Origin of the sequence: Mycobacterium attenuatum (assembly GCF_900566085.1) — a bacterium.
GTDB classification, from domain to species: domain Bacteria; phylum Actinomycetota; class Actinomycetes; order Mycobacteriales; family Mycobacteriaceae; genus Mycobacterium; species Mycobacterium attenuatum.
This window is the reverse complement of record NZ_UPHT01000129.1, coordinates 25,545-39,714: the sequence shown is the minus strand read 5'-3', so window position 1 is coordinate 39,714 and position 14,170 is coordinate 25,545. Positions and strand designations below refer to the sequence as shown.

The 14,170-nt window shown below is 65.8% G+C and carries 7 protein-coding genes and 1 pseudogene; 2 read left to right on the top strand and 6 right to left on the bottom strand.

All coding sequences use genetic code 11. From position 1 onward, the window contains the following. Positions 1-167 precede the first annotated feature (167 nt). The 3 genes from EET13_RS20730 to EET13_RS20720 form a co-directional block, all read right to left on the bottom strand. The gene (locus EET13_RS20730; RefSeq protein ID WP_122444033.1) at positions 168-1,001 is read right to left on the bottom strand and encodes an SDR family NAD(P)-dependent oxidoreductase; all 834 of its coding nucleotides are present in this window, start codon (positions 999-1,001) and stop codon (positions 168-170) included. A gap of 445 nt (positions 1,002-1,446) precedes the next feature. Further along, the gene (locus EET13_RS20725; RefSeq protein ID WP_122444032.1) at positions 1,447-5,118 is read right to left on the bottom strand and encodes a multifunctional oxoglutarate decarboxylase/oxoglutarate dehydrogenase thiamine pyrophosphate-binding subunit/dihydrolipoyllysine-residue succinyltransferase subunit; all 3,672 of its coding nucleotides are present in this window, start codon (positions 5,116-5,118) and stop codon (positions 1,447-1,449) included. A 177-nt stretch (positions 5,119-5,295) separates the two neighbouring features. Next, positions 5,296-6,051 (bottom strand): hypothetical protein, encoded by a 756-nt coding sequence (locus EET13_RS20720; RefSeq protein WP_122444031.1) that lies wholly within the window; start codon positions 6,049-6,051, stop codon positions 5,296-5,298. 154 nt (positions 6,052-6,205) lie between these two features. On the opposite strand from EET13_RS20720, the gene EET13_RS20715 reads away from it, so the two are divergent. Next, entirely contained in the window at positions 6,206-7,987 is a 1,782-nt protein-coding gene (locus EET13_RS20715) for a DHA2 family efflux MFS transporter permease subunit (protein ID WP_122444051.1), read from the top strand. A 103-nt stretch (positions 7,988-8,090) separates the two neighbouring features. Here EET13_RS20715 and EET13_RS20710 read toward each other — a convergent pair whose 3' ends face one another. Further along, positions 8,091-11,495: a TM0106 family RecB-like putative nuclease gene (locus EET13_RS20710; RefSeq protein WP_122444030.1), complete on the bottom strand. Its 3,405-nt coding sequence runs from the start codon at positions 11,493-11,495 to the stop codon at positions 8,091-8,093. A 403-nt stretch (positions 11,496-11,898) separates the two neighbouring features. On the opposite strand from EET13_RS20710, the pseudogene EET13_RS31745 reads away from it, so the two are divergent. After that, positions 11,899-12,048: pseudogene (locus tag EET13_RS31745) on the top strand (hypothetical protein); the annotation flags it as partial. A 302-nt stretch (positions 12,049-12,350) separates the two neighbouring features. Here the strand turns inward: EET13_RS31745 and EET13_RS20700 are convergent. Together EET13_RS20700 and EET13_RS20695 are read right to left on the bottom strand one after the other, a co-directional pair. Then, the gene (locus tag EET13_RS20700; protein ID WP_122444028.1) at positions 12,351-12,944 is read right to left on the bottom strand and encodes an LppP/LprE family lipoprotein; all 594 of its coding nucleotides are present in this window, start codon (positions 12,942-12,944) and stop codon (positions 12,351-12,353) included. Between the two features lie 473 nt (positions 12,945-13,417). Beyond that, the gene (locus EET13_RS20695; RefSeq protein ID WP_136623210.1) at positions 13,418-14,020 is read right to left on the bottom strand and encodes a DUF4190 domain-containing protein; all 603 of its coding nucleotides are present in this window, start codon (positions 14,018-14,020) and stop codon (positions 13,418-13,420) included. Positions 14,021-14,170 lie beyond the last annotated feature (150 nt).

Below are 14,170 nucleotides of genomic sequence, written 5' to 3'. Positions count from 1 at the left end.
GCCGATCTCATGAAGGGATCGGCGAGAAGAAGCCATCGAGCGCCTACGCGTTCGCAGCCTGCCCGCGAAGGTCGGCTGGGTCATCGACCCTGCGACCGCCTGAATCCAAGGACCAAGTTGCGTGGTGAGCGTAGGCTCGACGCCGTCGCTGCAGGCTCGATACAGGATCAGCGATGCGGCGCCGGAATCAACTTGCCGAATATCGGCATGAATAGCCGCTGATATCCCGAACCGGTCGCCCGCACCACCAGGTCCAACACCTTGGCATCGGGACCGACGAGCACGCGCGCCTTGTTCTTGCGTACCGCGTCGAGAATGACCTTGGCGGCCTGCTCCGGACTGGTGCGCGCTGCCCGCTTGTCGAACAGCTTGGCCAATTCGGCCGCATCGAGCCCCTCGGCGGCGGTGGCGTTGCGGGCGATCGCGGTTTTGATGCCGCCCGGGTGCACCGTGGTCACCCCGACCGGATGGCCGGCCAGGATCATTTCCTGGCGCAGCGCCTCCGTGAACCCGCGGACGGCGAACTTCGCCGCGTTGTAGGCCGCTTGTCCGGCACAGGAGAACAATCCGAACACGCTGGAGATATTGATGACGTGGCCGTCCCCGGACGCGATCAGATACGGCAGAAACGCCTTGGTGCCGTTGAGCACACCTCCGAAATCGACGTCCATCACCCGGTCGATGTCCTTGAATTCGCAGACCTCGATGTCGCCGGTGTGGCCGATGCCGGCGTTGTTGTAGATCTGGTTCACCTTGCCGAAGTGTTCGTTGACGGCGCCGGCGTAGGCCAGAACGGCCTCGCGTTCGGTGACGTCGAGCCGGTCCGCCTTGACGGGGGCGCCGATCGCCTTGAGCATTTCCTCGGTCTGCGCCAGCCCGTCGCTGTCGACGTCGCTGATCGCCAGGCTGGCGCCGGAGCGGCCCAGTTCGAGGGCCAGCGCCCGTCCGATGCCCGATCCCGCGCCCGTCACCACGGCGACTTTTCCGGCGAACCCCTGCATTGAGCACCCTCCCTCTGTCGTCTTTCCTCGAGGTTAACCGGTACCGCAGGTAACTGGTAATGGCGGGTGGCTGAGCCGCAGAGGCGGCGAAGGCCCGGGCGCTCACCGTTGTGGATCAAAGCCGGCCGCGGTGCGCCTGGGAGGGAGTGCGATTCACCTTCTCGTTGCGATGCGTGGGTGCCTACTGGTGTAGGAGGTTCGCGGTGTCGCATGTGGCGGCGGCCGCGGACGCTGCTCGTCTTCACCAGCGTGCACTGAGCGCGATGGCCATCGGCGTGTCGTCGAACTGTGTACACGCTCGCGGCAACGGCTTCGACTTCAAGGGTTTTGCGGCCCACATTGGTGGTGAGCTTGCGGACCATTCGCTGGTCGGTGGCGTCCCGCACGCGGGGGGACCTCGCCGCGCGTCGTTGCGCGGCGCATCGTCGTCGAGCGCGAGGCTCGACTACCCGAACGCCGTGTCGAGGATCTCCTGCTGCTCGACGGCATGCACCTTCGACGAGCCCGACGACGGCGCCGACATGGCCCGTCGGGAAATCCGCTTGAGCCCGGTTAGCTTGTCGGGCAACAGCTCTGGCAGCTCGAGGCCGAATCGCGGCCACGCACCCTGGTTGGCCGGCTCCTCCTGGACCCAGAAGAATTCGGTGGCGTTGGCGTATCGGTCCAGCGTCTCGTTGAGCCGACGCTTGGGCAGCGGAGCCAGCTGCTCGATCCGAACGATCGCGATGTCGTCACGGCCGTCCTTGGCCTTGCGCGCGGCCAGCTCGTAGTAGACCTTGCCGCTGGTCAGCAGGATCCTCGCAACCTTGCTGCGGTCACCGATGCCGTCTTCGTAGGTCGGCTCTTCTAACACCGAACGGAACTTGATCTCGGTGAAGTCCTTGATGTCGCTGACCGCCGCCTTGTTGCGCAGCATCGACTTGGGCGTGAACACGATCAGCGGGCGCATGATCCCGTCGAGCGCGTGGCGGCGCAACAGGTGGAAGTAGTTCGACGGGGTTGACGGCACCGCGATCGTCATCGACCCCTCGGCCCACAGCTGCAGGAAGCGCTCGATGCGCCCGGAGGTGTGGTCAGGCCCCTGCCCCTCGTGTCCGTGCGGCAGCAGCAGCACCACGTTGGACAACTGGCCCCACTTGGCCTCACCGGAGCTGATGAACTCGTCGATGATCGACTGTGCGCCGTTGACGAAGTCACCGAACTGCGCCTCCCACAGCACCAGGGCGTCGGGGTTGCCCACGGTGTAGCCGTATTCGAAGCCGACGGCGGCGTACTCCGACAATGGCGAGTCGTACACCAGGAACTTGCCGCCGGTGGGAGTGCCGTCCTTGGTGGTGGCCAGCAGCTGCAGCGGCGTGAACTCCGCACCGGTATTGCGGTCGATGATCACCGAGTGCCGCTGCGAGAACGTGCCGCGGCGGGTGTCCTGCCCGGAAAAGCGCACCAACTTGCCCTCGGCCACCAGTGACCCCAGCGCCAGCAGTTCGGCGAAGGCCCAGTCGATCTTGCCCTCGTAGGCCATTTCCCGACGCTTTTCCAGCACCGGTTGGACGCGCGGGTGCGGGGTGAATCCGTCGGGCAATGCCAGGAACGCGTCGCCGATGCGGGCCAGCAGCGCCTTGTCCACCGCGGTGGCCAGGCCCCGCGGAACCTGCTGCTCGGACTCCACCGACATGCTGGGCTGCACGGCGTGCTTCTCCAGCTCGCGGACCTCGTTGAACACCCGCTCCAGCTGACCCTGGTAATCGCGCAGCGCGTCCTCGGCTTCCTTGAGCGAGATGTCGCCGCGGCCGATCAAGGCTTCGGTGTAGCTCTTGCGGGCGCCGCGCTTGGTGTCGACAACGTCGTACATGAAGGGGTTGGTCATCGACGGGTCGTCGCCCTCGTTGTGCCCGCGGCGCCGGTAGCACAGCATGTCGATGACGACGTCCTTGTGGAATTCCTGGCGGAAGTCCACAGCCAGCCGCGCCACCCACTCGCAAGCCTCCGGGTCGTCGCCGTTGACGTGAAAGATCGGCGCGCCGATCATCTTGGCCACGTCGGTGCAGTACTCGCTGGACCGCGAATACTCCGGCGCGGTGGTGAAACCGATCTGGTTGTTGACGATGATGTGGATGGTTCCGCCGACCCGGTAGCCGGGCAGATTCGTCAGGTTCAACGTCTCGGCCACCACACCCTGGCCGGCGAAGGCGGCGTCACCGTGCAGCATCATCGGCACCACGGAGAAGCGTTGTTCGCCGTCGGAATCCAGCAGATCCTGCTTGGCCCGGACCAGGCCCTCCAGCACCGGGTCGACGGCCTCCAGGTGCGACGGGTTGGCGGTCAGAGAGACCTGAATATCGTTGTCGCCGAACATCTGCAGGTACACGCCGGTGGCGCCGAGGTGATATTTGACGTCACCGGAGCCATGCGCTTGCGACGGGTTCAGGTTGCCCTCGAACTCGGTGAAGATCTGCGAGTACGGCTTGCCGACGATGTTGGCCAGCACGTTGAGCCGGCCGCGGTGCGGCATCCCGATGACCACCTCGTCGAGACCGTGCTCGGCGCACTGGTCGATGGCCGCGTCCATCATTGGAATCACGCTTTCGGCGCCTTCCAGCGAGAACCGTTTCTGTCCAACGTATTTGGTCTGCAGGAACGTCTCGAACGCTTCCGCGGCGTTGAGCTTGCTCAAGATGTATTTCTGTTGGGCCACAGTCGGTTTGACGTGTTTAGCTTCAACTCGCTGCTGTAGCCACTGCTGTTGTTCGGGTTCGAGGATGTGGGTGTACTCGACGCCGACGTGGCGGCAGTACGCGTCGCGCAGGATCGACAGCACGTCGCGCAGTTTCATGTAGGGCGATCCGCCGAAGCAGCCGTCGACCTTGAACATCCGGTCGAGGTCCCACAGCGTCAGGCCGTGCGAGCACACATCGAGGTCGGGGTGGCTGCGGAACCGGGTCTTGTCCAGCCGCAGCGGGTCGATGTCGGCCATCAGGTGCCCGCGGTTGCGGTAGGCGGCAATGAGCTCGATGACCCGGGGATTCTTGTCGACGATCGAGTCCGGGTTGTCAGGGCGCCAGCGCACCGGCAGGTAGGGGATGCCCAGCTCGCGGAAGATCTCGTCCCAGAAGTCGTCGGCGAGCAGCATCTGGTGGATGATGCGCAGGAAGTCCCCGGATTCCGCGCCCTGGATGATGCGGTGGTCGTAGGTCGACGTCAGCGTGATCAGTTTGCCGATGCCCAGCTCGGCGATGCGCTCCTGGCTGGCTCCCTGAAATTCGGCCGGGTATTCCATCGCGCCGACGCCGATGATGGCGCCTTGCCCGGCCATCAGCCGGGGCACCGAGTGCACGGTGCCGATGGTGCCCGGGTTGGTCAGCGAAATCGTCACGCCGGCAAAGTCTTCGGCGGTCAGCTTGCCGTCCCGGGCGCGACGCACGATGTCTTCGTACGCGGTGACGAACTGAGCGAATCGCATGGTCTCGCACCGCTTGATGCCGGCCACCACCAGCGAGCGCTTGCCGTCTTTGCCCTGCAGGTCGATCGCCAGGCCCAGATTGGTATGCGCCGGGGTGACGACGTTGGGCTTGCCGTCGACCACGGTGTAATGACGGTTCATGTTGGGGAACTGCTTGACCGCCTGAACCAGCGCATAGCCCAGCAGGTGGGTGAAGGAGATCTTGCCGCCGCGGTTTCGCTTGAGCTGGTTGTTGATAACGATCCGGTTGTCGATCAACAGTTTGGCCGGAACGGCGCGGACACTGGTCGCCGTCGGCACGTCCAGCGACGCCGACATGTTCTTGACGACGGCCGCCGCGGCGCCGCGCAGCACCTGCAGCTCGTCGCCTTCGGCCGGCGGCGGCGCAGCGGCCTTGGTTGGAGCAGCGGCGGGTAAGCCGTTGCCGGCCGGCTCCGCGGCGGGTTTTGCCGTGGGGCGAGCGGGCTCGACCGGCGGGAGGGTCGCAGCTTGCTGATTGTCGGCGGGGGCCGCGGCGCTCTGCGTCGGCTCGGGGTTGTAGTCAACCAGGAACTCGTGCCAGCTTGGATCGACCGAGGAGGGGTCGTCGCGGAACTTGCGGTACATCTCCTCGACCAGCCATTCGTTTTGCCCGAACGGTGAACTTATGTTGGCCACGGCCGCTGCTCGCCTCGATTCTCTATTTTTGACGTCCTGCAAGCGCCGTGGCGCGACGCCTGCGATTCTTGTCTGCCCCGGCTGATGGGGCACTGCACACCCTCGGCGGTCGGGAACGCTGCCGCCTCATAAAGGCTAACGCTTTGCTGGCGATTCGCCAGAGACACCCGTCGCCCGCTAGCTGGCGTCTCGAACGGTCGGCAGCACATACAGGGTGACCGGCCAGCGGGCCGGCGGCGCGCCGAACGCCGACCGCGCATTGCGCACCAGCTTCTTGCCCACCAGCCGGTTTCCGATGGCGCCGATGACGGCGCCGATGCCGACCGGCAACAGCTTGCCGAACATGAGCGCCCCGCGCTTCAGCGCGAACCTCTTGGCGAAGTACTTGAACGCTCGCGTGTTGAACTTCGACACCGCCGGAAGCGGCAGCGTCGCCACGCTTTCCGACACCCAGCCGCCGCTGGTTCGTCCGGAACCCATCAGTTCGGCCACCGCGCTCTTGCTGCTGTCGCCGACGAGCACCGCCAAAACCAGGGCGCGGCGCCGTTCTCGATGGTCGAGCGGAATGCCGTAGACGGAGGCCAGTGCCAGCACCAACAGCGCGGTGGCCTCGAGAAACACCGCGGTCTCGCCGGCGGCCGCCAGCAACGCGGCCATGGTGCCGACGCCGGGCAAGGTGGCGACCATGCCGATTGCCGCCCCACTGGCCGTCACGGCGGCCACGAAGCGCTTCTCGACCTTGGCGACGATCTCGGCAGGGCTGGCAGCCGGATGCGCCCGGCGCAGTCGGGCCACATAGGCCTCCGCCGCCGGGGCCTGGATATGGGAGCTGCGTTCGATGACCTGTGCCAACGCCCGCGAGGACGCCTTTGGCCGGCCGGTGCCGGCCGGTTGCTCGTCAGGGTCAGACCTCTTATTTCGTCGAGCGCTCATGTTGCCTCTCCTGAGAACGGCGTACTTTCAGGCTAGCGTCCGTCGCGCGGATTGCGGACCGCGCGAAGTGATACTTACGGGCATCGGCTCGTGGCGGTCGATGGGGGCTCCGCAATAATGCATGTGGATTCGGCAGCCGAAACGAGGTGCGTACATGACCACGGCGACGAGTCTGAGCCGGCCAAGCTCAGCAAACCCATGGCCCGCACTGTGGGCGATGATCATCGGGTTTTTCATGATCATGCTCGATTCGACCATCGTCACCATCGCCAACCCGACCATCATGGCGGTGCTGCATGTCGGCTACGCCACCGTCGTCTGGGTGACCAGCGCCTACCTGCTGGGCTACGCGGTGGTGTTGCTGGTGGCCGGCCGGCTGGGTGACCGGTTCGGGCCCAAGAATCTCTACCTGATCGGGCTGGCGGTGTTTACCGCCGCATCGCTGTGGTGCGGCCTGGCCGGCAGCGCCGGCGCGCTGATCACGGCTCGCGTGGTGCAAGGCGTGGGCGCCGGGCTGCTTACCCCGCAGACGTTGTCCATCGCTACCCGCGCTTTCCCGCCCGCGCGCCGCGGTGTCGCGATGAGCCTGTGGGGGGCCACCGCCGGGGTCGCCAGCCTGGTCGGGCCGCTGGCCGGCGGCGCATTGGTCAGTGGGCTGGGGTGGGAGTGGATCTTCTTCGTCAATGTTCCCATTGGTGTCGTCGGGCTGGCGTTGGCGGCCTGGCTGGTACCGGTGCTGCCCGTCCACGCGCAACGGTTCGATCTGATCGGTGTCGCGCTGTCCGGGGTCGGCATCTTCTTGCTCGTATTCGGGCTGCAACAGGGTCAATCCGCCGGGTGGCAGCCGTGGATCTGGGCGGTGCTCGTCGCCGGGGTGGGATTCATGTCGGCGTTCGTTTACTGGCAATCACTTGGCCGGCGCGCGCCGCTGATCCCGCTGGCGATCTTCCGGAACCGGGACTTCACGCTGTGCACCGTCGGCGTAGCCATCACCGCTTACGCGACGACGGCGATGATGGTGCCGCTGATCTTCTATGCGCAGTCGGTGTGCGGGCTGTCGCCCTTTCGCGCGGCTTTGCTGATCGCGCCGGTGGCGATCACCAGCGGTATGCTCGCCCCCTTTGTCGGCCGGATCGTCGACGCCTACCACCCGCTGCCGGTGCTCGGATTGGGCTTTTCGGCGCTGGCCATCGCGATGACGTGGCTGTCCATCGAGATGGACCCGGGTACGCCGGTCTGGCGGCTGGTGTTGCCGTTTTGCGTGATTGGCGTCGGGATGGCGTTCGTCTGGTCGCCGCTGGCTGCCACCGCCACCCGCAATTTGCGCCCTGAACAGGCTGGGGCGAGTTCGGGCGTCTACAACGCCACCCGTCAGCTCGGGGCGGTGCTGGGCAGCGCCAGCATTGCGGCGTTCATGACGTGGCGGATCAGCGCCGAGATGCCGCCCCTGCCGGACGGGGCACCCGGATTCGGCGGCGCAGGTGGTGGCCTGCAGCTGCCCCACTTTGTCCGCGCACCCTTCTCGGCAGCGATGTCGCAGTCGATGCTGCTACCCGCGTTCGTGGCGTTGTTCGGGATCGTGGCCGCGCTGTTCCTGGTCGGCAGCACCGCTGCGGCGGCTTCCCGTCGGCTGCTCTTGCAGGGGGACCACGGCCAGGGCGACTTACCTGACGACGACGAGGACTTCGAGGATGAGGACGACGACGATTACGTCGAGTACATCCTGTGTCGCGAGCCCGGTCGGCGGCACCAGCCGGACGGCGAACTCCCTTGGCTCTATGGGCAATTGCGCGGCGCACCGGATGGCGTCCCAGGCGATGTCGTCGGCAACGGGTCGCACTTCGACTCGGCACCCCAGACGTCGACACCGTCGCTGCTGAGTTCAGGTCAGCCGGTGTACCGCACCGATTACCTCGGCGATTCCCGCGGGGCCTAAGGCTTTGCCCGGTGGCTCACGGTTCGGCCCTGCCGTTCTCGAGTTCCGTCAAGCAGTTCGGCGGGTGATCCACGTCGGTTGGAGTCAGCACGCTGCCGCGGTGCTACGGGGGTGGCCTCGAGCTCAATGCCAGGAAAGCCCCCAAGTCGATCAATCCCGCCGGTGTGGCGGGTAGATATTGGGTCAGTAGCTCCGACCGCACGATCACCGCCGCATACTGCGCCCGGCTGATCGCCACGTTCAGCCGATTCCTATTGAGCAGGAACGATATTCCACGCGGAACGTCGTCTGCCGACGAGGCCGTCATCGAGACGAACACGACCGGCGCCTGCCCGCCCTGGAACTTGTCGACGGTGCCCACCCGAATTCCGTCCAGGCCCGCCGATGTCAACCGTCGCCGCAGCATCACTACTTGGGCGTTGTACGGCGCCAGCACCAGCAGGTCGGATGCCGCCAACGGCCGGGTACCGCGCTCGTCGGTCCACGACCGCCCCAGCAGCTGCCGGATCTCGGCCAGTATCGCCTCGGCCTCTTGCGGGCTTTCGGTCGAATTACCTTGGTGCGCAATCGAAAGCACGCGCACACCGGGCTGATAGCCGGCAATGCGACGGGCGGCCGTGCACTCGGTGTGGGACTGCAGTCTGCCTTCGTAGGACAGCTCCGAAACGGCGGCACAGACCGCCGGATGCATTCGGTATGAGCAGTCCAAGAAATAGCCGCGCTCGTCGGGCAGGGTGCGCTGCCCGTCGACGAGCCAGTCCAGCGCGGAGGCATCGACGGGCTCGGGATGAGTGCCCTGGCTGACCTGCGGCAGCTGCTGCGGGTCGCCGAGCAGCAGCATATTCCTGGCCGCCGGCGCCACCGCGATGGTGTTGGCCAGACTGAACTGGCCGGCCTCGTCGATGACCATCAGCTCCAGGCTGTCGCGCGGCACGCGTTGATGGTTGGCGAAATCCCAGGCGGTGCCTCCGATGACGCATCCCGCATGGTCAGCGATGAAAGCCGGATACCGGCTAGCGTCGATCTCCTGCCAGCGCGCAGCATTGTGGCCATATCTTTTCTTGGCCACTAATTCGGGTTCCAGGCCGGCGTCCAGCACGCATTCCAGCAGGTTTTCCACCGCGGCGTGCGACTGCGCGACGACGCCGACGCGCCAGGAATGCTCGACGACCAGTCGTGTGATCACCCGCGCGGCGGTGTACGTCTTACCCGTCCCAGGCGGTCCGTGCACCGCGAGGTAAGAAGAGTCCAACCCCAGGACGGCCGTAACGATGTCGGCGACAATGTCGTTCCCACGCGGTAACCGGGTGCGCGGCGGGTGCCGCAGCAGCACATCCATCAGGGCGGTACGGGGCAGTTGCGGCAGCCGGGCGGCCACGGCTTCGGCCGTGGCCTCGATGGATTGGCGCAGCGCGGTTGTCGGCACGGGAGGCCCGGGAGTCAGCGCAAACGGCAGTTGCGCAAACGTGCGGCCGTCACTGCCGGTTCGTTCGAGGATCACCACCTCGGTGGGAAGACTGGGATCGTCGACTCCGACAACGTCGGCATGGCCCGCGGCCCGACGGTCGGGATCGTCACACATCGCGGGAGGAGCCGGCGGGTCGTAGAGCGCGAACACTTTGGCCTTGAGGTCGCCACGCGCCAGGTGGCCGGTCAGCCGCACCCGCCGCTGGGGCTTTCGCGCTCGGGCCGGCGTGTGCCAGTCGACAACCACCGATTGTCCGTTGGCGACGAAAATGTCTGAGCTATCCGACCATTCGTCGACCGGGTAGTTGAGCCGGTCGAAGTGCGCCCACCAGAACGGCTTGTCTTCGCGGCGGTGATAACCGCGGGCAGCTGAGAGCAAGGCGACGACGTTCTGTTCCGGTGTGCGGTCCGGTAACGCGCCGTCACCGATAAACGTCGCCAGCGCTGTGGCCAACTCGTCGTGATCTTCGACCCGGTCGCTTCCGGCAACCGGCTGGACGCCGATCGGCGTGACGCCAGCCTCCCAAGCTCGCATCAGCAACCAGTCGCGCAGTTCGCGGGTGGATCGGCAGTCGTCGTGGTTGTAGTCCTGGATCTCCTTGAGCAATGTCGCGGCTTCGTCCGCGCGGCCTTCGTCGCGCAATTCGCAGTAGCGTGCGTACCCGGTGATCGAATCGGCGGCCGTTGTAACCTCACCGGTACGAGACTTGGCGCCCAGGTAGAGGGGCTCCAGCGCCTTCAGGCTGAACGACTCCGCGCCGACTCGAAGACTCTTGCGCACCAACGGGTACAGGTCGACCAGGACGCCATTGCGCAACAGTTCGTCGACGTCGTCCTCACCGACACCGTGACGCCCGGCGAGCCGCAGCAGCGCGGTCTTCTCGTAGGGGGCGTAATGGTAGATGTGCATGTTGGGATGGCGCCGCCGACGTTTTGCCACCAAAGCCAGAAAATCCTTGAGAGCCTTACGCTCCCGGGGCCTGTCATGCGCCCACAGCGGATGAAAGCATCCCCCCGGCCCGGCTTCGAGTACGCCGAACAGGTATTCCAGCCCCCACTCGTGTCCATCGGCGGTCCACAACGGATCGCCCTCGAAGTCGAAAAACAGGTCACCCGCGTCGGGCTCCGGCAAAAGCGCCAGTGGCTGCGGATCGAAGATCTGGTACTGCGGTATTCCCGTATCACGTTGGCGTACCTGCAGTTTGGCTTGCGCCGTTAGTCTGCCCAGCACGCCCGGTGTCAGGCCCGGCACCTGCGGGGTGTGCTTGGCCAGTTCGTCGACGGTGGTGACGCCAGCGTCGAGCAGCCTTTCGCGCTGCGTGACTCGCATCCCCGCGACGAGCAGCAGATCATCGGTTGCGCGCAACTGCTCGGTGCACAGCGGACAACGAAAACACGCGCGTACGCCCGGATCGTCCCAGCGCACCGCGTTGCCCGAGGCGTAATGATCGTCGAGCAGCCGCTGCAATACCACGCGCCGCGACCGATAGACCGGGATCAGTTCGTCGACGCGGTAGCGCACCACCGTGCCGTCACCGAGCTCCAGGTCGGCTTCCGGCGCCACCGAAACGCCCGAGGCGGCCAGGGCGTCAGCGTAGGCGGCCAGCTGCAGCAGTGCGGTGACCTTGGCCGAGCGGGCCAACTTTGTGTCGCTGATCCGATAGCTTTCACCGTCTCGGATCAGGAAGTCGGCGAACCCGGCGAACCGGCCGTCGAACAGTGCTGCCTGGTAGACCACTGCTGCCCGGTTGGCGATCGCACGGTGAGTCGCGTTCGCGGCGGCCGTCAGCCCCGCCAGTGTGTATGCCGGGCGGCCGATGATGGCCACGTCCGCCCCGAACTGCTCGCGCAGCCGGTCGAGGCGGCGCCGTTCGTGTTCGCTGCCGAGCGCGGCGGCTCTGACCAGCAATTCGTCCTCGACGGACACCGCCGGACCCCGGCCCAGCTTCGCGTCGAATTCCCGCAGTAGCGCGTACTCACAGCGGGCTGCGGAGGCGATATCCGACGCGCTGTAGACGATGCTGCCACCGACGACCAACACAGCAGAAACGCTAGGGGAGGGGTCCGACATCTGGGCCCGTGGGCGGCGGTTTCGTCCCGACGGTGCGGTGGCACATGGCCAACGCGACGCTGGGGTGTCCGCGCAGTCCGTCGTCGCGACCATCCCCTGCCGCTGCCGCGAAGCTTGCGGTGAGCGCAAGAGTTGCTTCTAAACCTTCTGCTAGACGGCAATGAGATGCGTACCTAGCGTGCGACAGACGATCACGTCTAGTGATGCGAGCCCGCCGCGGTGGGTGACGGGGCGCTGCGACGCGATCGGGGCGCCGGGACGAAGTGGTTAGACGGCCATGGCGATCATGCGAACGGGCTGGGAACGGCGACGCCGCACATCGACCATGCCACCGGACTCCACCGGCGGTACCCATTGCGGTGAACTCTGGGTGATGCAGGCGACCACGCTGGTCGGCCGTTTCATGATCCTGCTCGACGCCACGGTGGTGGTCGTGGCCAACCCGTGCCTCATAAGTGCGTTGAATACCGCCTACGACACGGTGATCTGGGTGACCAGCGCTTACCTGCTGGCGTTTGCGGTCGGTAACGCCGCAATGGCAGCGCTGATGACCCTCGCGGATCAGGGCCGAGATGCCGGCGGGCAGCGCAGGAAGCTACTGCCGGAGTTTCTGCGCGAGCCGTTCTCCGAGGCGACGTCGCAGGCGATGTGGCTGCCCGCGGTTGCTGCGTTGTTCGGTATCACGGCCGCGCGGTTCATGGTAGCTATCACCGCTTCCATACCTGGCATCCCGGTCCCAACCGGCCCAGGTGATACAACAGCCGACAGCACGGCCACCGAAACCGACTTGGTGTAGGCGCTGTGGCCGGGACGGCGGTCCGCTGCTCAGCCGCCGGCGTTTCCGATGATCTCGACTCCGTTGCCGTTCCAGTGGAACTTCACCACGCTGTTCGGTACGAGCCCGCTGGAATACGTCAGCGCGACGGTGTCGCCGGTGCTCTGCGAGGTGTCAATCCCGTTGAACCCGTAAGTGTCTGGCACACCCTGCGGGATGAACTTGCCGAGGTGGAACATCACTGCGCGGGTGGTCGGACTTTCGGCATTGGTGTTGGCTTTGATGATCACGGCCGACAGCTGAGCGCACTCGTTGAAGTTGCCGGCTAGGGGCTCGGGATTCCAAGGTTGCTGACTACGCGGGTCCCGCGGCAGCTCCGAAATGACTCTGGCAATAGCGGGCGAGGCGAGGTTGACCGCGCACGGGTCGACCGGCGCGGCACTACTACTGGGCGGGGCAGCCGTCGCCCCTGGCGGGTTCGCCGGGCTCGAGACGCCGGAGGTAGCCCCGGGAGGCGTGGTCGCATGCGGCGTCTTGGCGACCGTGGAGTCTCCTGAACCGCAGCCAGCCAAGGTTGCCGCAAGCACTGTCGCCGCGCCCATCAGTGGCGCGGCACGGCGAGGGAGCGACCACACACCGGGCACCGTACCGCTATCGGGCCACGGGTTGTGACAGGCGTGGCCGCGGCATCCAGAACTGGCGCCTGGCGATTGGGCCGCACCCGGCTGCGCCGGGCTCGCGATCACGGTCGTTGGTCGAGGGTAATACCAGGGCGAATTCCCACGCTCAAATCTCGCCCTGGTGTTCCGCTCGCGGTACGCCGCCCAGCGTAGGCCATTTCGCAAAGTCACTTCCAGCGCTGGGGCGCACAATCGCTGCCGATCCCGCAGTATTCGACGACGGCAACTTGTGCCGTGTGCCGGCTCGGCCGGCTGACGAGCGGCAAACCCGCATGCCTGGCACCGCGGTTGAGCGGAGTTGTCCATCCTGAGGCAGGTCGGGTGTACGTCCACTGCCGCGTCAGCGACGCGGTGTCTCGCCCGACGGGCGACACATAATGCCGATATGCCGATGACTGCCGCGAAAAGCATTGAATCGAGCCACAACCTGCGACTGCCTACTCGGCCGGTGGCGGCATCGGCGCGTACTTCGACGCCTCGACGACCCTGAAGGTCGCCTTCTTCATCGCGTCGTGCTTATCGCTGGCGACGAAACCGAACATGTCCTTGTGGGTGGCTTGGCCCGGCGCAAGCACATTCACGAAAGCGGTGTCGCCTGCGATGCGATTTCCGCTGGCGTCCAAGGCTTCAACGTCGACGCTGAAGGATGCGCTCTTATTGCTCTTGTTGCGAAGCGTGACAACCATCTTGCCGGACCTGTCCGGATTGTCATCAGTGACAAATTGACCGAACTGGACGTCGAGATCGTTCCGCAGAATATCTTCGGTGCTCTGGCCCGTTATGGCTTTCCGTGATTCGCCTCGGTCCTGGAAGGAGCTGGCGATGACAACGAACCAAAAGCTCGCCAGGATCAGTGCCAGCACGCACAGGAGCGTGCCGGCAATGGCCATGGCTTTGCCCGCCCGGACTCCTTTACTCGCGCATATCATCGCGATGACGCCAAACGCAAGGCCGATCACGGCGAACGGGAGGGCCGCTATCCCGAGGGCTGGAACCAGCCCTAAACAAGAACCGAAGACGCCACACACCAGGGCAGTCACCGCGAAACCGTTGCCGCGTTGTGGCTGCGGCGGGCGCTGCCAAGGATCTTGGGTGGACAGTCCACCCGCTGCTGGGGCCTGTTGCCACTGTTGGGGTGGCGGTTGTGAAGACATACAGACCCCGATCGGTGAAAGCGTCGTTGCCGATGG

Bases quoted from the DNA above. Each gene is read 5' to 3' on its own strand.
- EET13_RS20730 (WP_122444033.1), bottom strand. From the start codon at position 1,001: ATGCAGGGGTTCGCCGGAAAAGTCGCCGTGGTGACGGGCGCGGGATCG.
- EET13_RS20720 (WP_122444031.1), bottom strand. From the start codon at position 6,051: ATGAGCGCTCGACGAAATAAGAGGTCTGACCCTGACGAGCAACCGGCC.
- EET13_RS20715 (WP_122444051.1), top strand. From the start codon at position 6,206: ATGACCACGGCGACGAGTCTGAGCCGGCCAAGCTCAGCAAACCCATGG.